General features: G+C 67.2%; 22 protein-coding genes. 8 read left to right on the plus strand and 14 right to left on the minus strand.

The features are described from left to right. Window positions 1-9: 9 nt before the first annotated feature. Window positions 10-633: an HAD family hydrolase gene (locus LRA87_RS01195; protein ID WP_230628581.1), complete on the minus strand. Its 624-nt coding sequence runs from the start codon at window positions 631-633 to the stop codon at window positions 10-12. Next, on the minus strand, window positions 630-905 hold the full coding sequence (locus tag LRA87_RS01200; protein WP_230628582.1) for a DUF3572 domain-containing protein: 276 nt from the start codon (window positions 903-905) through the stop codon (window positions 630-632). Before LRA87_RS01200 ends, LRA87_RS01195 begins: the two co-directional genes overlap by 4 nt. A 35-nt stretch (window positions 906-940) precedes the next feature. On the opposite strand from LRA87_RS01200, the gene LRA87_RS01205 reads away from it, so the two are divergent. Continuing rightward, window positions 941-1303 (plus strand): response regulator, encoded by a 363-nt coding sequence (locus LRA87_RS01205; protein WP_230628583.1) that lies wholly within the window; start codon window positions 941-943, stop codon window positions 1301-1303. A 283-nt stretch (window positions 1304-1586) separates the two neighbouring features. Here the strand turns inward: LRA87_RS01205 and LRA87_RS01210 are convergent, their stop codons facing one another. Beyond that, the gene (locus LRA87_RS01210; protein ID WP_230628584.1) at window positions 1587-2807 is read right to left on the minus strand and encodes an argininosuccinate synthase; all 1221 of its coding nucleotides are present in this window, start codon (window positions 2805-2807) and stop codon (window positions 1587-1589) included. Between the two features lie 130 nt (window positions 2808-2937). Here LRA87_RS01210 and LRA87_RS01215 point away from each other — a divergent pair, with 130 nt between their 5' ends. Beyond that, window positions 2938-3342 carry an EF-hand domain-containing protein gene (locus tag LRA87_RS01215; RefSeq protein WP_230628585.1) on the plus strand — a complete coding sequence of 135 codons (405 nt, stop codon included), beginning with the start codon at window positions 2938-2940 and terminating at the stop codon, window positions 3340-3342. 33 nt (window positions 3343-3375) lie between these two features. Here the strand turns inward: LRA87_RS01215 and LRA87_RS01220 are convergent, their stop codons facing one another. Genes LRA87_RS01220 through LRA87_RS01230 form a run of 3 tightly spaced genes read right to left on the minus strand, consistent with a single transcriptional unit; the run spans window position 3376 to window position 6133 of the window. Then, the gene (locus tag LRA87_RS01220) at window positions 3376-4653 is read right to left on the minus strand and encodes an SAM-dependent methyltransferase (RefSeq protein WP_230628586.1); all 1278 of its coding nucleotides are present in this window, start codon (window positions 4651-4653) and stop codon (window positions 3376-3378) included. A 17-nt stretch (window positions 4654-4670) separates the two neighbouring features. After that, entirely contained in the window at window positions 4671-5417 is a 747-nt protein-coding gene (locus LRA87_RS01225) for a molybdopterin-dependent oxidoreductase (protein ID WP_230628587.1), read from the minus strand. Continuing rightward, complete coding sequence (locus LRA87_RS01230) at window positions 5414-6133, minus strand: cytochrome b/b6 domain-containing protein (protein WP_230628588.1); 720 nt, start codon at window positions 6131-6133, stop codon at window positions 5414-5416. The genes LRA87_RS01225 and LRA87_RS01230 overlap by 4 nt, the downstream gene beginning before the upstream one ends. A gap of 26 nt (window positions 6134-6159) precedes the next feature. On the opposite strand from LRA87_RS01230, the gene LRA87_RS01235 reads away from it, so the two are divergent. Beyond that, entirely contained in the window at window positions 6160-6777 is a 618-nt protein-coding gene (locus LRA87_RS01235; protein WP_230628589.1) for a flavin reductase family protein, read from the plus strand. Window positions 6778-6929: 152 nt separating this feature from the next. Here LRA87_RS01235 and LRA87_RS01240 read toward each other — a convergent pair whose 3' ends face one another. The 4 genes from LRA87_RS01240 to LRA87_RS01255 form a co-directional block, all read right to left on the minus strand. Then, entirely contained in the window at window positions 6930-7688 is a 759-nt protein-coding gene (locus LRA87_RS01240) for a sulfite exporter TauE/SafE family protein (protein ID WP_329958572.1), read from the minus strand. Then, complete coding sequence (gene rlmN / locus LRA87_RS01245; protein ID WP_230628590.1) at window positions 7681-8889, minus strand: 23S rRNA (adenine(2503)-C(2))-methyltransferase RlmN; 1209 nt, start codon at window positions 8887-8889, stop codon at window positions 7681-7683. Before rlmN ends, LRA87_RS01240 begins: the two co-directional genes overlap by 8 nt. Before the next feature lie 341 nt (window positions 8890-9230). After that, window positions 9231-9701: an invasion associated locus B family protein gene (locus tag LRA87_RS01250; RefSeq protein WP_230628591.1), complete on the minus strand. Its 471-nt coding sequence runs from the start codon at window positions 9699-9701 to the stop codon at window positions 9231-9233. Then, a complete protein-coding gene (locus tag LRA87_RS01255) occupies window positions 9698-10345 on the minus strand; it encodes a histidine phosphatase family protein (protein WP_230628592.1) in 648 nt (215 codons plus the stop codon). The genes LRA87_RS01250 and LRA87_RS01255 overlap by 4 nt, the downstream gene beginning before the upstream one ends. 133 nt (window positions 10346-10478) lie before the next feature. Between LRA87_RS01255 and LRA87_RS01260 the strand changes: the two genes are divergently transcribed. Both LRA87_RS01260 and dnaN read left to right on the plus strand, forming a co-directional pair. After that, complete coding sequence (locus tag LRA87_RS01260; RefSeq protein ID WP_230628593.1) at window positions 10479-11081, plus strand: outer membrane protein; 603 nt, start codon at window positions 10479-10481, stop codon at window positions 11079-11081. A gap of 315 nt (window positions 11082-11396) precedes the next feature. Next, window positions 11397-12512, plus strand: a complete 1116-nt coding sequence (gene dnaN, locus LRA87_RS01265; protein WP_230628594.1) for a DNA polymerase III subunit beta — start codon at window positions 11397-11399, stop codon at window positions 12510-12512. 147 nt (window positions 12513-12659) lie between these two features. On the opposite strand, the gene LRA87_RS01270 is transcribed toward dnaN, so the two are convergent. Then, the gene (locus LRA87_RS01270; RefSeq protein WP_230628595.1) at window positions 12660-13577 is read right to left on the minus strand and encodes a DUF4886 domain-containing protein; all 918 of its coding nucleotides are present in this window, start codon (window positions 13575-13577) and stop codon (window positions 12660-12662) included. An 81-nt stretch (window positions 13578-13658) separates the two neighbouring features. Between LRA87_RS01270 and LRA87_RS01275 the strand changes: the two genes are divergently transcribed. From LRA87_RS01275 to LRA87_RS01285, 3 genes are read left to right on the plus strand one after another with little or no spacing between them, the layout of a single operon-like run. Further along, a complete protein-coding gene (locus LRA87_RS01275) occupies window positions 13659-14753 on the plus strand; it encodes an 8-amino-7-oxononanoate synthase (protein WP_230628596.1) in 1095 nt (364 codons plus the stop codon). Continuing rightward, complete coding sequence (bioD, locus tag LRA87_RS01280; protein ID WP_230628597.1) at window positions 14750-15367, plus strand: dethiobiotin synthase; 618 nt, start codon at window positions 14750-14752, stop codon at window positions 15365-15367. Before LRA87_RS01275 ends, bioD begins: the two co-directional genes overlap by 4 nt. After that, a complete protein-coding gene (locus LRA87_RS01285; RefSeq protein ID WP_230628598.1) occupies window positions 15364-16602 on the plus strand; it encodes an adenosylmethionine--8-amino-7-oxononanoate transaminase in 1239 nt (412 codons plus the stop codon). Before bioD ends, LRA87_RS01285 begins: the two co-directional genes overlap by 4 nt. Window positions 16603-16928: 326 nt before the next feature. Here the strand turns inward: LRA87_RS01285 and LRA87_RS01290 are convergent, their stop codons facing one another. Genes LRA87_RS01290 through LRA87_RS01300 form a run of 3 tightly spaced genes read right to left on the minus strand, consistent with a single transcriptional unit; the run spans window position 16929 to window position 19506 of the window. Further along, entirely contained in the window at window positions 16929-17870 is a 942-nt protein-coding gene (locus LRA87_RS01290; protein WP_268934814.1) for a Gfo/Idh/MocA family protein, read from the minus strand. Next, entirely contained in the window at window positions 17867-18871 is a 1005-nt protein-coding gene (araD1, locus tag LRA87_RS01295) for an AraD1 family protein (protein WP_230628599.1), read from the minus strand. The genes LRA87_RS01290 and araD1 overlap by 4 nt, the downstream gene beginning before the upstream one ends. Further along, window positions 18868-19506, minus strand: coding sequence for a 2-dehydro-3-deoxy-6-phosphogalactonate aldolase (locus tag LRA87_RS01300; RefSeq protein WP_230628600.1), 639 nt, complete (start codon window positions 19504-19506; stop codon window positions 18868-18870). The genes araD1 and LRA87_RS01300 overlap by 4 nt, the downstream gene beginning before the upstream one ends. Window positions 19507-19541 lie beyond the last annotated feature (35 nt).

Raw genomic sequence — 19541 nt, forward strand, 5'->3', positions numbered from 1 at the left:
AGGGAGGGTTTAGTCGGCAGGCACGCCGGCGTCGAACTTCGCCTCGATCCAGTCGGCGGCTTCGCGCCAGTCGTCGATGCGGGCGTGGGCGTGTTCAGCCTTGGGGACGTTGGGGGCGAGCGTCGGTTCGGAGATCATGTGGAGGCGGTGGACGCCGGGGGCGTGGCGCGAGACCGATTCGTGGTGGACGGCGAGGTCGTCGACGAACACCGTGACCGGGTTGCCGTGTTCCGCGACGAGGCGCGCGACGGGATCGCCCTTGCCGCCCTGGTTGCATTCGACGCGGTGTTCGATGCCGAACTTCGCGAGTTGATCGAGTCGCGCGGTCTTGCAGGCGTCGGTGATGTTGGTGAGGATGACGATGTCGGCGCGTTCCGCGAGGCGCGCGAGGGCTTCGGCGGCGTGGGGGACGAGCGTCTGGCGGTGCATTTCGGCCGGGAAGAAGCCGCCGAGCATCGCCCACATCTCTTCGCGGGTCGGGGCGGTGCCATTGTCGCGGCGGCGCATGCTGTTGGTGAAATCGGCGCCGTCGGGGGCGAAATCGATGTCGTGGGTCTCACCCAGCCAGACGCCGAAATGCTTGACCATGTGGAGGAGGACTTCGTCGCAATCGGAGATCAGCAGCGGCTTCATCGGGCCTCCAGGGTTTCGTGGGCGGCGACCAGCGCCTGTGGGGGGACGCCGAGCGCGGACGCGCAGGCGACAAGATCGGGTTCGTAGGATTCGAGATAGCCGATAACGGCGGCGAGGACCGCAGGCTCCCCGGCGCGGGCGCGAAGGTCGTCGGGGTCGAGGCCGGTGACCGCGATCAGGCGGTCGGCGCGGTCTGGCTCGCCGATCGCCCAGACCAATGCCTGCAATCCGAGCACGTCCGCATCGGGAAGGTTTGTATCGCGCGTGCGCATTGCTATCGTCCCGGTTTGAAAGGCTGGTGACGCACGTGGCGAAACGGGTGCTCGTTGTCGAGGACAACGAACTCAATCTGAAGCTGTTCTGCGACCTGTTGCGGGCGCACGAGTTCGTGGCCGAGCCGGTGCGCGACGGGCGCGAGGCGGTGGCGCGGGCGCGCGAGTTCGTGCCGGACCTGATCATCATGGACATCCAGATGCCGCATGTGACGGGGTACGAGCTGATCCTGGAGCTGATGGCGGACGAGGTGCTGCGGGCGATTCCGGTGATGGCGGTGACCGCTTATGCCGGGCGGGACGACGAGGAGCGGATCCGGGCGGCGGGGGCTAGGTCGTACGTGTCGAAGCCGATCAGCCTGGCGCGGTTCATGGATGCGGTGAACGCTTTGGTGTGATTTGCCTGATCGGGCTGACATCACCCCTGTGAAGTCGTCACCCGGACTTGTTCCGGGGGCCACTCTGCGGCGAGGGGAATAGCGCGCGCCTCCAGCCTTTCGGGTGGGGCACCGTGGACCCCGGAACACGTCCGGGGTGACGACGTCATCTGGTCAAACAAAGACGCCCTGCCGATGCGGCGGGCATCGACAGGGCGTCGCGAGCTTCCAATTCCCCTGCCCCCCGAAAAGGGCTGGATGCTGCAAGCGTAACGATAACGTGGATCAGGGCGATCCGGTTCCCTTATTCGGCGTCGCGGCGGCCCAACAGGCGCAGGCGCAGTGCGTTGAGCTTGATGAAGCCGGCCGCGTCGCGCTGGTCGTAGGCGCCCTGATCGTCCTCGAAGGTCACCACCTTTTCCGAATAGAGGCTGTTGGGCGACTTGCGGCCGACGATGTAGACGCCGCCCTTGTAGAGCTTGAGGCGGACGGTGCCGCTGACCTTCGCCTGGCTGTGGTCGATCGCGGCCTGCAACATCTCGCGTTCCGGCGAGAACCAGAAACCGTTGTAGATCAGCTCGGCATAGCGGGGGGCGAGTTCGTCCTTGAGGTGCGCAGCGCCGCGATCGAGCGTGATCTGTTCGATGCCGCGATGGGCGAGGTGATAGATCGTGCCGCCCGGCGTTTCGTACATGCCGCGGCTCTTCATGCCGACGAAGCGGTTCTCGACGAGGTCGAGGCGGCCGATGCCATGGCGACGGCCGAGCTCGTTGAGCTTGGTCAGCAGGGTCGCCGGGCTGGTCGCCTCGCCGTTGAGCGCGACGCCGTCGCCGCGTTCGAAGTCGATCGTGATGTATTCGGGGGTGTCCGGCGCGTCTTCCGGATTGACGGTGCGCGAATAGACGTAGTCGGGGACCTCATCCCACGGATTTTCCAGCACCTTGCCCTCGGACGAGGTGTGCAGGAGGTTCGCGTCGGTCGAGAAGGGCGATTCGCCGCGCTTGTCCTTGGCGACCGGGATCTGGTGCTGTTCGGCGAATTCGATCAGCCGGGTGCGGCTGGTGAGGTCCCACTCGCGCCACGGTGCGATGACCTTGATGTCCGGCGCGAGCGCGTAATAGCCGAGTTCGAAGCGGACCTGATCGTTGCCCTTGCCGGTCGCGCCGTGGCTGACCGCGTCGGCGTTGACCATCCGCGCGATCTCGATCTGGCGCTTGGCGATCAAGGGCCGCGCGATCGAGGTGCCGAGCAGGTACAGCCCCTCGTACAGCGCGTTCGAACGCATCATCGGGAAGACGTAGTCGCGCACGAACTCCTCGCGCAGGTCGTCGATGAAGATATGCTCGGGCTTGACGCCGGCCATCTGCGCCTTCTGGCGGGCGGGCTCCAGCTCCTCGCCCTGACCGAGGTCGGCGGTGAAGGTGACGACCTCGCAATTATAGGTCTGTTGCAGCCACTTCAGGATCACGCTCGTATCCAGCCCGCCCGAATAGGCGAGAACGACACGGTTGATCTGATCGGTCACGGGCAGCATCCTCGATTGCGGTGGATGGCGCGCCCCTAAGCGCCTGTGCGTTGCGGTGCAACGTCTGCGTTCACCGGGGGTTTAAGCGCCGCCGCCTACTGCGGACGCAAATTCATCATCCGGAGACGTCATGTTCCGTCCGTTGCTCGCCGCTCTGCCCGTCCTGTTGCTCGCCACGCCTGCGCTGGCACAGAAGGTCGATCCCAAGATCAAGGCGGAGTTCGACAAGACCGACGCCAACAAGGATGGCTTCCTGACCCGGGCGGAGATCGATGGGCGCGTGGCGCGGATGGACGTTGGCAAGAACAAGATGCCGCCGGGCAAGGCGAAGGCGATCAGCGGCGCGTGGTTCAACACCGCCGATGCGAACCATGACGGCAAGGTGTCGCCGACCGAGATGCAGGGCCTGTTCCGGGCGCTGGCGTCACGGTACGACACCAATCACGATGGCGTGGTGAGTTTGGATGAGCGCACCGCGGCGCGGGCGGCGGTGATCGGGCCGCAGGCGGGTGCCAAGGCTCCGGCGGGGCGGTGACGCCCGTGCTCCTGCGCAGGCAGGAGCCCAAGGTTACATAGGCTGGTCTTCGTGGCTCTGGGTTCCTGCGTTCGCAGGAACGCCGGAGGCTCGCAGCGCGCGTTCGCCTTCGAACATGTAGTCGCGGGTGATGGGGAGTTCGGTACGGCTGCGGCTAAACTGGATCTGGTAGTTGACCAGCCCGCCGTTCTCAAACGCATTGGCCGCGCCGGCGAGATAGAAGGTCCACATCCGGTAGAAGCGTTCGTCGTAGAGCGCGACGATCTGGTCGCGCGCGGCGAGGGTGCGGCGATACCATTCGTGGAGGGTGTAGGCGTAGTGGAGGCGCAGCACCTCGACGTCGGTGAGGAACAGCTTCAGCCCCTCGAACGCCTGCATCACCTCCGACAGCGCCGGGTTGTAGCCGCCGGGGAAGATGTATTTGGTCGTCCAGTCGTCGGTGACGCTCGGCGGCCCAAGCCGGCCGATGGTGTGGAGCAGCATCACGCCGTCCGGGGTCAGCAGGTCGCGGCATTTGCGGAAGAAGGTGCGGTATTGCGGCGGGCCGACGTGTTCGAACATGCCGACCGAGACGATGCGGTCGAAGCGGCCTTCTACCCGGCGATAGTCGATCAGCTCGAACTTGACCGTGTCCGACACGCCAGCGGCGGCGGCGCGTTCGCGGGCGATCTTGAGCTGTTCCTCGGACAAAGTGACGCCGAGCACTTCGACGCCGAAATGCTTGTTGAGGTAGAGCGCCATGCCGCCCCAGCCGCAGCCGATGTCGAGCACGCGCATGCCGGGGCGCAGCGCCAGCTTGGCCGCGATATGCGCGAGCTTGTCGGTCTGTGCCTGTTCCAGACCGTTGTCGGGGCTGGTGTAATAGGCGCAGGAATATTGTTTGTCGGCGTCGAGGAACAGGTCGTAGAGCCGCGCCGACAGGTCGTAATGGTGGGCGACGTTCCGCTTCGAGCGACGCTCCATGTTGATGCGGTCGAGCCGGTGCTTCACCGCGCCTAACCCTTGCACGAAGGCGGAGGGTTTGAGCGCGTTCTGGCCGCGTTCCCACGCGCTGTTGCGCTTCAGCAGGCGGACGAGGCCCATGATGTCGTCGCCGTCCACGGTCAGGCGGCCGTCCATGTACATCTCGCCGGCCGCCAGCGCCGGGTTGCGGACGATGCGGCCGGCGACGCCGTTATCGGCGAAGCGGATGGTGATGTGGCCGTAGTCGGGATCGGGCGTGCCGAAGGTGGCGGGCGGCGTGCCGGGGCGATGGAGGGTGAGTTGGCCACGCTTCACGGCGCGGCTGAGGAATAGATCGATCAGCGCCATAGGGCCGCTCTACTGTCCTAGATGCCGGCGTACCAATCGTAATCGACGTTGTCCTCCCAATAGCCGCCCTTCCCCTTACCTATGTTGGCGAGGTTTTCGACCGCGTCGATGCCGGTGACGTATTTGGCGTGTTTGTAGCCCAGTTGCCGCTCGACGCGGAGGCGGACGGGGGCGCCGTGAGGGACCGTCAGGCGCGACCCGTTCATCTTGAGCGCGAGGATCGTCTGCGGGTGGAAGGCGTCGATCGTGTCGATCGATTCGTAATAGGGCTGGCCATTGTAGAGGTCGGCGCATGTGAAGACGACGTAGCGGGCGGTGTTGCGCATGCCCGCGGCCTTGAGGACGGTGCCGAGCATCGGACCCTGCCATGCGCCGATCGCGCTCCACCCCTCGACGCAATCGTGGCGGGTGATCTGCTTGCGGGCGGGCATCGAGGCGAGTTGCGTGAGGCTGAGCGAGAGCGGGCGGTCGACGAGGCCGCCGATGCGGAGGCGATAGTCGGCGAACTCGTTGGCGACCATCGCGGCATAAGCCGGGGTGCCGGGATCGCGGGTGCCGTTGGCGCGGAAGATCGGCGACATCTGTTCGGGGGTGAATTCGGGGGCGAGCGCGCCGCGGTCCATCAGCGCGCGTTGCAGGCCGCGGTGCATATCTTCGCCGGCGAACAGGATCTTGCGCGCCTGGGGGAGGGCGGCGACCTTGTCGCAGCCGGCGAGTAGCAGGCCGCCGGCACCGACGATCAGGTTGCGACGGGCGATTATCATGGCCGGTCTCCGGTGGGGGGCACCTTCCAGCGGCCGGTGATCATCGAGCGCAGTTCGTTGCCCGCGCCGGCGAGGATGACGAGCGTCAGGTGGATGACGACGAAGCCGCCGATCAGGGCACAGGTGATGAAGTGGATCGAGCGCGCCGACTGGCGGCCGCCGAACAGGTCGAGCAACCACGGCCATGCCGCATCCATGCCGGGCGACAGCGCGAGACCGGTGAGGATCATCAGCGGGAGCATGACGAAGATCGTCAGGATGTAGCTCCATTTCTGGAGCGAATTGTACGCGCCGGGATCGTCGGCGTCGTGGAAGCGGAAGTTGAGGTGATCGCGGACATCCTCGGCGAGATGCGCGGGGCTGACGTCGGCGGCCTTCAGCTTGAGATTGCGGGCGAAGTGGCGGTTGATCAGGCTGGCGATCATGAAGGCGAGCAGGCCGAAGGCGAGGACCAGCGCGAACAGGAGGTGCCAGCGGCGCGAGATCGCGAGATTGTAGTTGGCGGGGATTGTGATCCACGCGGGGAAGCGCGGCAGTTGCGTCCATGCGTGGTCGAAATTCGCGCCGTAGCGGCCCCAGTAGAGCCGCGGATGCGCGTTGGAGATGCCGAGGCCGCTGCCGATCAGGATGAAGATCGCGACCGCGTTGATCCAGTGCCAGATCCGCGTCGCCAGCGCGTGGCGGAAGATCGAAGTGCCAGGCGCTATTGGGTTCATGCCGATATTGTAGCAGGTAAGCGGGCATGATCGAATGGCATTTCTACGAACCCCGCGACGGCCACCGCCTGCCGCACGACCCGCTCAACGCAATGGTCGCGCCGCGGCCGATCGGCTGGATCAGCACCGTGTCGGCGGATGGGGTGCGCAATATCGCGCCGTACAGCTTCTTCAACCTGATCAACTATACGCCGCCGCTGATCGCCTTTTCCAGCGTCGGGCGGAAGGACAGCGTCGCCAATGTCGAGGCGACGGGCGAGTTCGTCTGGAACCTCGCGACGCGCGATCTGGCGGAGGCGATGAATGCGACGTCGGCGATGGTGCCGGCGGATGTAGACGAGTTCGCGCTTGCCGGGCTGGAGACGCTGCCGTCACGGCTGGTCGCGCCGGAGCGGGTGGCGGCGAGTCCGGTGGCGTTCGAGTGCAGGCTGACGCAGTTGATCCGGTTGACCGATCGGCATGGGGAGGAGTTGGACCAGTATCTGGTGATCGGCGAGGCGGTGGGGGTGCATATCGACACCGCGATGCTGGAGGACGGCGTGTACCAGACCGCGCGGGCGCGGCCGATCATGCGCGGGGGTGGGCCGGCGGATTATTTCGATGTGACCGAGGCGAATCTGTTTCGGATGTGGCGGCCGCGGTAGATCGGGTCGGGGTCGAACGTCTTATTTCGTCACCCCGGACTTGTTCCGGGGTCCACGGTGCCGTGAAGGAAAGGCAAGCGGCTTAAGCTTTTCCCGTTGCCGCACGGTGGACCCCGGAACAAGTCCGGGGTGACGAAGCTCTCCGGAGAAGTTCAGCCGTAGGCCCGCCAGAAGAACACCGCGGTGGTGACGACCGTCACCAGCAGCGTCCAGCCGCGGATGATGGCGGGGGACAGGCGGCGGCCGACCAGTGCGCCGAGGTAGCCGCCGGCGATCGATCCGACCATCATCGGTACGCAGAGCGCCCATGCGACCATGCCGCTGGCGACGAAGACGATCGTTGCGGCGGTGTTGGCGACCGCGAGCATCAGCGTGCGGGGGGCGGCGAGCGTGGCGGGGGTGGCTCCGGTCAGCAGCCCCCACATCGCGGTCAGCATCATGCCGACGCCGCCGCCGAAATAGCCGCCGTAGATGCCGAGCAATGCTTGCCCCGCAACGATGCTGCGCGGTCCGGCGACGAAGCGCGCGCTGAGCCAGTCGGAGGCGTGACGGCCGAGTGCGATGGCGATCGTCGCGGCGAGCAGCAGCCAGGGGACAATGACGTCGAACGCACTTGCCGAGGTCCGGGCGAGCAGCAAGCTGCCGGCGAGGCCGCCGGTGAAGGTGATGGCGGACAGCGTCCGCACGCCGATGCCACCGATCGGGGCGAGGCCGGCGCGATAGGCCCAGGCGCTCGCCACCGCGCCGGGCTGCACCGCGACGTTGCTGGTCGCGTTGGCGACGGTGGAGGGCAGGCCGAGCGCGATCAGCGTCGGCATCGTCGCGAACGATCCGCCGCCCGCCAGCGCGTTCATCGCCCCGCCCAACATCCCCGCGCCCGCCGCCAGCGCGAGCGCAACTGGATCAGCCAAGCGCGATCATCTTTTCCTCGGCCTCGCGGTCCATCTGCGCGCGGCTCTTCTTCTCGGCCGCGGTCTTGAGCTGGCCGCAGGCGGCGTCGATGTCGCGGCCACGCGGCGTGCGGACCGGCGCCGAAATGCCCGAAGCGAAGATGATCTCGCTGAACCGGCGCACCCGCTCCGGCGTCGACGTATCGTAGGCGGCGCCGGGCCAGGGGTTGAACGGAATCAGGTTCACCTTGGCGGGCAGATCGTATTTGCGCAGCAGGCGGACGAGTTCGTGCGCTTCGGCGTCCGAATCGTTCTTGTCCTTGAGCATGACGTATTCGAACGTGATGCGCCGCGCGTTGCTGGTGCCATGATAGTCGGCGCAGGCCTGCAGCAATTCCTCGATCCCGTATTTCCGGTTGAGCGGCACGAGTTCGTCGCGCACCTCCTTCGTCACGGCGTGCAGCGATACGGCGAGGTTGACGCCGATCTCGGTACCGGCGCGCGCCATCATCGGCACCACGCCGCTGGTGCTGAGCGTGATCCGGCGGCGAGAGAGCGCGAGGCCGTCGCCGTCCATCACCAGCTTCAGCGCGTCGCGGACCGCGTCGAAATTGTAGAGCGGTTCGCCCATGCCCATCATCACGATGTTGGTGAGCATGCGTCCCTCGGGCTGGCTCGGCCATTCGCCGAGCGCGTCGCGGGCGAGCATGACCTGGCCGACGATCTCGCCCGCGGTCAGGTTGCGGACGAGGCGCATCGTGCCGGTGTGGCAGAAGCGGCAGTTGAGCGTGCAGCCGACCTGGCTGGAGACGCAGAGCGTGCCGCGATCGGCGTCGGGGATGAACACCGCCTCGTAATCCTGCCCGTCGGGCGAGCGGAGCAGCCATTTGCGGGTGCCGTCGGTCGACACCTGCGCCTCGACCACCTCGGGGCGGCCGATGACGAAGCGTTGTTCCAGCCACGGGTGCATGGTCTTGGAGATGTCGCTCATCGCGGAAAATTCGGTCGCGCCGCGGTTGTAGAGCCAGTGCCAGATCTGTTTCGAGCGGAGCTTGGCCTGACGCAGCTCCATGCCGGCGTCGAGCAGGGTCTGGCGAAGGGCGTCCTTGCCGAGGCCGATCAGGTCGATGCGGCCGTCCGCGCGGAACGTCTTGGCGCGGGGCACCGGCACAGGGTCGATGTGGCCCGGAATGGGCATGGGCGGGGCAACGCTGTCGAGCATCGGCGGTATATAGACGAAAATGGGGTTGGTTTCCATCCCGGTGGGTTGGGGGTGGAGAGGTTGTTCACGCGAAGACGCGAAGGCGCGAAGAAGGTGTGTTCGCGCGGAGGGCGCGGAGGGCGCGGAGAAGAAGAGGGAGTTGGGAAGGATTTATTTCTGTTCCTTCCTCAATTCCGTCATCCCGGCGAACGCCGGGACCCATGGACGCCCACGGCCAGTGGCGTGCGCGATTACGATCGCCTTGAAACCATGGGTCCCGGCGTTCGCCGGGATGATGGGAGGGGGCGGGGGCGGTGGAGTGCCGCCTTCTTCGCGTCTTTGCGGCTTCGCGTGAATCCAGCCTAGCGCACGCACGCCAGCGTCGCCGCGTCGATCGCGGTTGCGGCACCCGTCAGGAGGTAGACGTCGGCGAAGGGGCGGCCTCCGGTGGCGACGGCTTCGATGCTCATGCTGCGGCCGGAGCGGAGGGCGGTGACGATCGCGCGGTCGGTCGGGGCGTCGGGGGCCCAGGCATCGAAGCTGTTGGCGGTGAGTTCGAAGCGGCGCTCGCCCACCGTCAGCGTAACGGGGGCAGAGCGATCGCGGGTCCGGGACAGCCGGATGTGGAGCGATGCGCGCAGTCCGCGACCGGGCCAGCTGGCGACGCTCGCCCAACCGGTGCTGCGCCCGCCCGCTGCGGCGGGGCGGGCAATGGCGTAGCAACGTGCGGGTGCGGCGTCGCGGAAGGCGCCCCAGCCCTTGTAGACTCCGATCGTGTCGCGCGCCGTTGCCGGGGCCGCGGTGACCAGCAGGAGGGCGAGCAGTCGCTTCACGCGGGCGCGTGCCCCGTTCCGAGATGCGCGACCGATTCGCGGCCTTGTTCGATCAGCACCACCGATCCCTGCGGCAGGCCGGCGGCGATCGGCGCGCCCCATTCCGGATGGACGGATGCGCCCGTCATCACGCCGCGCAATACGCGGCTGGAGATGCCGTGCATGATGACCAGCCGGTCGCCGGCGTCGTCGTTCGTGTCGGTGAGCCAGCTTGAGACGCGGATGTCGATCTGGCGGTAATCCTCGCCGTCGGCGGCGGGGCGGAGCAGGCCCTCGGGTGTCACCACCGGGCCGACCTCGCCGATCACGTCGGCGTAATAGCGGCCGCCCCAGCTGCCCATGCCGATTTCGACGAGTCGGGGATCGGTGTGGGCAGCGTGCCAGTCGAATTCGAGATGTTCGGCGATGACCGCCAGCGTCTGGAGCGCGCGACCCGTCGGCGATGCCCAGAGGGTGAGGGCTGGTTTCGCGCCCAGCAGATCGCGCAATGCCCGGCCCATCTCGTCGGCTTGCATGAATCCGGCGCGGGTGAGCGGGGTGTGCGGATGGTCGCCCTGCAAGCGGCGGGCGGCGTTGAAAACGGTCTCCCCATGCCGGGCGATAAAATCGCGACCTTTTCGCGAGGCAGGAAGGGGCTGGTTCATCGCGCCGGTGTCGGATCGCTGTGGCGCAAAAGCAACGGATTTCCGTGTTTAGCTGAGGTTCATGCAACGGTGCGCGGCTTCGGCCATTGGGTCGGTCCGCCCCGCGTTCATGGGGCCCATCACGGAGTAGTTCATGCGTAACCTCATTTTCGCCGCGCTCGCCACGACCGCCTTCGCCGCCCCCGCCATGGCGCAGACGACCGGATCGCCGTTCACTGGCCTGCGCATCGAAGGCGTCGCCGGCTACGATGCGCTGAAGGACGGCCACAGCCAGGATTCGAGTTCGAGCGACGGCATCGTCTATGGCGGCGCGGTCGGGTATGACGTGCAGGTCAACAATCTGATCCTGGGCGGTGAGGGCGAGCTGACCGGATCGACCACCGATACGCGCACGGACAATCTGGTGCTGGCCGGCGATCGGCTGCGCGTCGATGCGGGGCGTGATATCTACGTCGGCGGGCGTGCGGGCTTTGTGCTCAATCCGTCGACGATGGCCTATGCCAAGGCCGGCTACACAAATGCCAGGGTCGAGGCGCGCTACGACGTCGGCAACACGCGGACCAGCGATCACGTCGATCTCGACGGGCTGCGGCTTGGCGCGGGACTGGAGCACCAGATCGGCGCGCGGACCTATGTGAAGGGCGAATATCGCTATTCGCATTACGGCCGGGCCGACGATTTCGATATCGATGCCGATCGGCACCAGATCGTGGCCGGCGTCGGAATGCGGTTCTGAGAGTTCGTTTGCAAACTCGCTGAAACGCGAGTTTTAGAGGCGGTGCCGGCCCGCTCCCCCTCCCGGCCACCCATCAGGATACCGTGTGGGTGGACGGGAGGGGGTAGCCCTGCAAAGTAATACTTTGCAGGGACCCGATGGGGAGCGGGCCGGCACCGCGCATCGAATGCGCTCTCTCGCGCGTTCGATCCGGCCATTCCGCTAACCTGCTGTTAACCGGAATCGCCCGAGGGGTCGGAGTGCTTGCTCCGACCCCTTTTTCGTGGGTAGGACAGGCGGGACACGCCCCGGACTCGGGGGACGGGGGTAAGACTCATGAAGGCGACGATCGAACGTGCAACGCTCCTGAAGGGGCTGAGCCATGTCCAGTCCGTGGTGGAGCGGCGCAATACCATTCCGATCCTGTCGAACGTGCTGCTGGAAGCGACCGCCGAAGGGCAGTTGCGGCTGATGGCGACCGACCTCGATCTGCAGATCAACGAATCGGTGGCGGCGGCGGTGGATCAGGCGGGATCGACGACGGTGTCGGCGCACACGCTGTTCGATATCGCGCGCAAGCTGCCGGACGGTTCGCAGGTGCAGTTACATGCCGCCGAGGGTCGCATGTCGATCGTGGCGGGGCGCGCGCGCTTTTCGCTCGGCACGCTGCCGCGCGACGATTTCCCGGTAATCGCCGAGGGCGAATTGCCGACGCAGTTCGAGATCCCGGCGGAGACGCTGAAGCAGATCATCGACAAGACGCGCTTTGCGATCTCGACCGAAGAGACCCGTTATTACCTCAACGGGATTTTCCTGCATGTGCAGGACGATGCGAGCGAACCGACGTTGAAGGCGGCAGCGACCGACGGCCATCGGCTGGCGCGCGTGACGCTGCCGCGGCCCGAGGGTGCGGCGGGGATGCCCGACGTGATCGTACCGCGGAAGTGCGTCGCCGAACTGCGCAAGCTGCTTGACGAGGTCGACGGATCGGTTGGCGTGTCGCTGTCGGGGACCAAGATCCGGTTCGATCTGGGGCAGGCGGTGCTGACGTCGAAGCTGATCGACGGCACCTTCCCGGATTATTCGCGGGTCATCCCGACGGGTAACGACAAGATCCTGAAGCTCGATCCGCGCAGCTTCGAAGAGGGCGTGGATCGTGTGTCCACCATCGCTACCGAAAAGACGCGCGCGGTGAAGATGGCGCTGGATCGCGACAAGATCACTTTGTCGGTGACCAGCCCCGAGAACGGGACCGCGGCGGAAGAGGTGCCGGGCGATTATGCTGCGATGCCGTTCGAGATCGGCTTCAACAGCCGGTATCTGCTCGACATTCTGGGGCAGATCGACGGCGATGTGGTCGAGGTGCATCTGAACGATGCCGCCGCGCCGACGCTGATCCGCGAGAACGACAAGGCGCCGGCGCTGTACGTGCTGATGCCGATGCGGGTGTAAACGGCCCCTCGTTTCGTTCCCCTTTTCATCACCTCCTCCCCCCATCATCCCGGTGTTCGCCGGGATGATGGGGGTAGGAGTTCGATCGCCGCACCGCCGACTGTTGCCTATGCAATCGCTGCCTTTCGCCGCTTTGGGAGCGAGCGGTTACCGTGCCGCCAATTGTTCGTGCGCGATCGCCTGCAACGCCGCGGCATGATCCGGTGACAGGCCGAGTTCGTCCGCGGCACGTTCGTTACGGCCGAGACTGCGGGGGTCGACGCCGGTAACGTCGCCAAATACCGTCAGCGCCTCGAGATAATAGCCCGCCGTGCTGGCGTGATAATGGTCGAAGGACCAGAGGTTCATCTGGCCGTAGGCGATGCCGTCATACGGGTTCGGGTCGGCAATACCGGCGGCGAACGCGCGATTCCATGCCTGACCGACCGGGATGATACCCGACACCGCGCGGTTGGTGCGGCGAGCGCGATCGGCGGCGTTGCGCAGGTCCTCCGCCATGGTCGCCACTGGCCTGCCGGACCACGGGCTGCCGGGTTGATAGATCTGATCCGCGCGGCTCCACGTGGCCATCAGTGCCACCTTCACCGCATGATTGCGAACGCGGAACAGCGAACTCAGCTGGCCGACGCTGCGGATGTAGCGGGTGGCGTCGCCGGGTCGATCGCGGTCGAGCGTGCTGTATTCCTGCAGCACGACGACATCCCACGGGCGGTCGAACAGCTGGCGGCGCTGTTCGTAGTGGAAGGCGAGGCTTTGACCGCCCTGCGTTTCCAGGCTGACGGCGTAGTTGAGACCGGCCTCCACGGTGAATTCCTTGAACAGCGCCGGCACGCCGCCATAGCCCGCGCCGTTCAGATCGGTGACGCGATCGGCGTGCCAGTTGCGGAGCGGCGAATGCGCGCCCTGCGTGAAGCTGTTGCCGATGAACAGGATGGTGCGCGGCAGTTGCACCGGCGTGGTGGTCTGCGCACGCTGGGCCGATGCGGCACCCGGGATCGCCGCGGCCAGGGTGGCGGCGAGGATCGACTTCCAGATCATATGCGTGTTCTCCCGGTGATCGGACATGGCGCGTGCCCCCGTATCGGATGCCGGGGGCCGAACGCCAGTGGGCTGGCGCGCGAAGGTGCAGGCGCTAGAGGAGCAGCGATGTTGCAATTCTATCGTGACGATCTTGCGCGGCTGGCGGCGGCCGACCGGTTGCGGGCGCTGCGGCCGAGGACGGGCGCCGATTTCGCGTCCAACGATTACCTCGGGCTGGGAGCGTCCTTGCGGCTGCGGCAGGCGGTGGCGGCGGCGCTGGACCGCGGCGTCGGCATTGGATCGGGCGGGTCGCGGCTGCTGCGCGGCAACGATCCCGAGCATGAGGCGCTGGAGGTCGAGGCGGCAGCGCATTTCGGCAGCGAGGCTGCGCTGTTCTTCGCCAATGGCTATGCAGCGAACGTGGCGGCGTTCGCGACCCTGCCGCAGCCGGGCGATATAATTGTTTATGATGAGCTGGTGCACGCGAGTGCACACGATGGCATGCGACTGGGGCGTGCGCCGCGGGCGGCGGTGGCGCATAACGATGTCGACGCGTTCGAGGATGCGATCCGGCGGTGGCGGGCTGGAGGCGGCACCGGCACGCCGTGGATCGCGGTCGAGAGCCTGTATGGCATGGATGGCGACCAGGCGCCGCTGAACGATCTGGCGGCGGTGGCGGCGCGGTACGACGCGATGCTGCTGATCGACGAGGCGCATGCGACCGGCGTGTTCGGCAGCGCGGGGCGGGGGCTGGCCGAGGGACTGCACGGCGCGGAGAATGTCGTGACGCTGCATACCTGTGGGAAAGCGCTGGGCGCGGAGGGCGGGCTGCTGTGCGTGCCGGCCGTGCTGCGCGACATGCTGATCAACCGGGCCCGGGGCTTCGTGTTCTCGACCGCGCCATCGCCGCTGATGGCGGCGGCGGTGCGGGAGGCGTTGCGCTGTCTGGTCGACGAGCCGGAGCGGCAGGCGCGGCTATGGGCCTTGGTCGCGGCGGCGGAGCGCGCGCTGGGCTTCGCAAGCGGATCGCAGCTGTTTCCGGTGATCGTCGGCGAGGATGGTGCCGCGGTGGCACTGGCGGAGCGATGTCAGGCGGCGGGGTACGACGTGCGGGCGATCCGGCCGCCGACGGTGGCGGCGGGGACGGCGCGGTTGCGGGTGTCGATCACCTGCAACGTCGACGAGGCGGCGATCGAAGGTCTGGGAGGGGTGCTGCGATGAACCGCGTGATCGTGGTGACGGGGACCGACACCGACGTCGGCAAGACCGTGTTCGCGGCGGCGCTGACCGTGGCGCTGGGTGCGACCTACTGGAAGCCGGTGCAGGCGGGACTGGACGAGGGCGGTGACGCGGCGGGGGTGCGGGCGCTGGGCGTCGAGCGGGTGCTGCCCGAGGCGTATCGGCTGGTGACGCCGTGTTCGCCGCATCGTGCCGCCGCGATCGACGGGGTGACGATCGATCCGGCGCGGCTGGCAATGCCGACGGTCGAGGGACCGCTGGTGGTCGAGGGGGCGGGGGGCGTGCTGGTGCCGCTGGCTGGCGATCTGGTTTATGCCGATATGTTCGCACGGTGGGGAGCGCCCGTCGTGCTGGTGGCCCGCACAGGACTAGGGACGATCAACCACAGCCTGTTGAGCATCGAGGCATTGCGGAGGCGGGGGGTGCCGATCCTCGGTATCGCGTTCAACGGTGAGGCTCAGGAGGATAGCGAGGCGACGATCTGCCGGATCGGCGCCGTGCGGCGTCTGGGGCGGCTGGGCCGGGTCGATCCGCTCAGTGCCGCGGGGTTGGCTCGGGCATTCGCGGACAGTTTTGGTGTGGAGGATTTCATGTGAGCGCGGTGTGGCATCCGTTCACGCAGCATGGGCTGGGCGAGCCGATCCCCGAAGTCGTGCGGGCGGAGGGGGCGGCGCTCTACACGGCGGACGGGCGGCGGGTGGTCGATGCGATTTCGTCATGGTGGGTGACGACGCATGGCCATCGCGAACCGCGGATCATGGCGGCGATCGCCGATCAGGCGGCAAAGATGGACCAGATCATCTTCGCCGGCTGGACGCACGAACCGGCGGAGGCGGTGGCGGCCGGGTTGCTGCGGCTGATGCCGGAGGCGCTGACGCGGGTGTTCTTTTCCGATTCGGGTTCGACCAGCGTCGAGGTGGCACTGAAGATGGCGCTCGGCTTCTGGCTTAATCGGGGAGAGCCGCGGCATCGTATTCTGGTGCTGGAGCATGGCTATCACGGCGACACGATCGGGACGATGTCGGTCGGTGCCCGGGGCGCGTTCAACCGCGCGTACGAGCCGTTGCTGTTCGATGTCGCGACCATCCCGTTTCCCGCCACCGGCCGCGAGCAGGCCACTTTGGATGCGTTGGAGGTGGCGTGCCGAGAAGCTCCGGCGGCGCTGATTGTCGAGCCGCTGATCTGCGGGGCGGGTGGCATGCTGGTCTATCCGGCGTGGGTGCTCGCCGAGATGCGGGCGATCTGTGCGCGGCACGACGTGCTGTTCATCGCGGATGAGGTGATGACGGGGTGGGGACGGACCGGAACCGTGCTGGCGTGCGAGCAGGCTGGCGTCGTGCCGGATATCCTGTGCCTGTCCAAGGGGTTGACCGGGGGCGCGGTGCCATTGGCGGTGACGATGGCACGCGAGGCGATCTATCAGGCGCATTTGAGTGCCGACCGGGCGCGGATGTTCTTTCATTCGTCGAGCTACACCGCAAACCCGATCGCCTGCGCAGCGGCGGCGGCGAATATCGCGATCTGGGAGGAGGAGCCGGTGCTGGAGCGGGTCGCGAACCTGGCGGCGCGGCAGCGGGTGCGGGCCGACGCCTTGTCGGGCGCGCGCAATATCCGGACGCTGGGAACGATCGCGGCGGTCGATCTGGGGGACGAGGGCGCGGACTATCTGTCGGCGATGGGGCCGCGGCTGCTGGCGTTCTTTAGGACCCGAGACCTGCTGCTGCGGCCGCTGGGGAACGTGGTGTACGTGATGCCGCCGTATTGCATCGGCGACGATGATCTGGACGCGGTGTATGCTGCGATCGGCGAGGCTGCTGCCTGGGTAGGTTGATTCACGCGAAGGCGCAAAGGCGCGAAGAGAAGAAGCCGGTTCGCGCGGAGGCGCGCAGCAGAAGGGTTGAGGCGGACTGACGGGCGAAGGGTGGAGGACCTGCGTTTGGACGCGGCTGCGCCCCCGCTCCCATCCGTCATCTTGGCGGACGCCGGGCCCCACGGATGCGATCGATCTGATGGAACGCATCACGCCGCCGTAGCGCCCCCATGGATCCAGACTTTCGTCGGGATGACGGGGAGTGGGGTGCCGCCCCTTCTGCTTTTCTCCGTGTCCTCCGTGCGAACACACGTCTTTCTTCGCGGCTCAGCGGCTTCGCGTGGACATCACTCGACGAACGGCTCCACCGTGATCCGCCGCCCCCGCAGGAAGGCGTCGGCCACATGGCGCAAGGGGGCGATGTCGACGTCGGATTGACCGGCGCGGACGATCTCGGCGAAACGGGCGTAGAGGCCGGCATATTCGCCGTGAAGCGCATCCTCATGCGAGGGTTCGGTGCCGTCCGGCATCACCAGACGCGCGCCGCCATCGTGGAGCGTCAGCGTGCCCTCCGCAGTGTCGACTGCGATGTCCCAGCTTTGCGGACCTTCCTGCCGGAAGTCGAAGTCCGCCGCGATGGCCACGCCATGGTCGTCGGCAAAGGTGATGCGCGCGGCGATCGGGGCGTCGCAATTGGCAGGGAAATCCAGTTCCGCATCGGCGATGAAGAACGGCCGCGGCAGGATGCGGGTGACGATTGACAGCGCGTTGATGCCGGGATCGAACACGCCAAAGCCGCCCGCCTCCAGAATCCACGCCTGTCCCGGATGCCAGACGCGGATGTCCTCGCGCCATGTCACCGTGACCTTGCGGATGTCGGCATGGGCGAGGAAGGCGCGCGCCGGCTCGACGCCAGGGGCGTAGCGCGAATGCCAGCTCGCGAAGAGGCTGATGTTGGCGGAGTCCGCGGCGGTTTGCAGGTGCGCGACCTCGGCCAGCGTCGCGCCGGGGGGCTTTTCGAGGAAAACGTGCCAGCCCTGTGCGATCGCCTGTGCGGCTATGGTGCGGCGAACCTGCGGCGGGGTGCAGAGTGACACAGCATCGATCGCGATCCCGCTGGCGATCAGATCGGCGAGTTCCCGGAAGTGCGGGACACCGTCTACGCCTTCGCCGTTACGGCTGACCGTCGCGGCGAGCGTGATGTCGCCGTTGCCGGTGATCGCGGGGACGTGCTGGTCGTGGGCGATCTTGCCCATCCCGACCAGCGCGAGTCGGATCGGCTCGCTCACAGCGGCGTCACCGTGACCGGCGCGGCGGGTGCGGTGGCGAGCGGATTGCGCAGCGGCAGCGTGAAGGGCGCGGCCTCGATCGCGAAGACGTCGCCGTCCTGCGTCTGAATATTGTCGGCGCAGGACAGGGTCGCGGTGCCGAAGAAGTGAACGTGCACGTCCCCCGGGCGACGGAAGGACGCATATTTGAAATGATGATGTTCGAGGTTGGAGAGGCTGTGCGACATATTCGCCTCTCCGGTGAGGAACGGCTTTTCCCAAAGGGTCTCGCCGTTCCGCTCGATCCGGCTGGTGCCATGGATGTCGGCGGGCGGTTCGCCGAGCAGCAGTTCCGCACCGAGCGCCGCCTGCCGCAGCTTCGAATGCGCCAGCCACAAGTAATTATGGCGTTCCGTCACATGGTCGCTGAACTCGTTCGCGAGTGCGATGCCGAGGCGGAAGGGGGTGCCGTCGTCGCCGATCAGATAGATGCCGGCGAGTTCGGGTTCCTCGCCGCCGTCCTGCGCGAAGGACGGCGAGGTCAGCGGCGCTCCGGGCGCGATCAGCGACTGGCCGTCGCCCTTGTAGAACCACTCGGGCTGCGCACCCGTCTGACCCTCCGTCGGTCGGCCGCCCTCCATGCCTTCGAGAAAAAGGCGCATCGAGTCGGTCTGTTTGCCCTCGGCAGCGGCCTTGTGCATCGCATCGCGGCCCGATGCGGAGCCGAGATGAGTCAGCCCGGTGCCCGCGAGCATCAGGCGCGCGCTGTCGTCGTGATCAATCGCGGGCAGCAGTTCGCCGGCGGCGAGCGCGGCTGGAAGGTCCACCGTCTCGTCCGAGCGACGGGCGCGGGCAGCGTCGAGCAGCGAACTGCCTTCGGCAATGGCGGCAGCCGCGAGTTCGCGGGTGGTGGTGACGCCTGTGAGGACATGCGCGGCATGCTCGGCGAGGATTACCCGGCGCGTGCCGTCGGGCAGGCGCTGCTGAAGGAGGCGGGCCGAAATCGAAGAAGGAGGTGTCATGCGAGGGCCTTCACTGCGGAAACGAACGTCGCGGCATCGCGCGCGACGTCGGCGGCGGACTTGCCGGCGCGATAGAGATTGGAGCCGAGGCCGAAGCCATCCGCTCCGGCGGCGTGCCATGCGGCCATGGTGTCGGGGGTGATGCCCCCGACGGCGAGCACTTTCGTGTCCTTGGGGAGGACGGCGCGTTGCGCCTTGAGGTAGGTGGGAGCGGCACCTTCGGCCGGAAACAGCTTGAGGCCATGCGCGCCGGCGGCGAGTGCGGCGAAGCCTTCGCTGGGGGTGTAATATCCGGGCAGCGAGATCATGCCGCGCGCGACCGAGGCGCGGATGACGGCGGGATCGGTGTTGGGCGAGACGATGAGTTCGCCGCCCGCGTCGGCGACGGCGGCGACATCGTCTGTGGTGAGTACGGTGCCCGCACCGACGATCGCCCGGCCAGCGTAGCGCTTCGCCATTGCGGCGATGCTGGTCAGCGGGTCGGGCGAGTTCAGCGGGACTTCGAGCAGCGTGAAGCCGGCATCGACCAGCGCGTCGCCGATCGCCTCAGCCTCGGCGGGGGTGAGGCCGCGGAGGACCGCGACGAGCGGGCAGGCGGCGAACGCCTCGGCGAAGCGGGTTGCGGGGTCGGTCATTGTAAAGGCTCCGGGGGTGTTGCGGCATGCTGGCC

The sequence above is a fragment of the Sphingomonas sp. Leaf37 genome (genome assembly GCF_920939475.1).
GTDB lineage: Bacteria > Pseudomonadota > Alphaproteobacteria > Sphingomonadales > Sphingomonadaceae > Sphingomonas.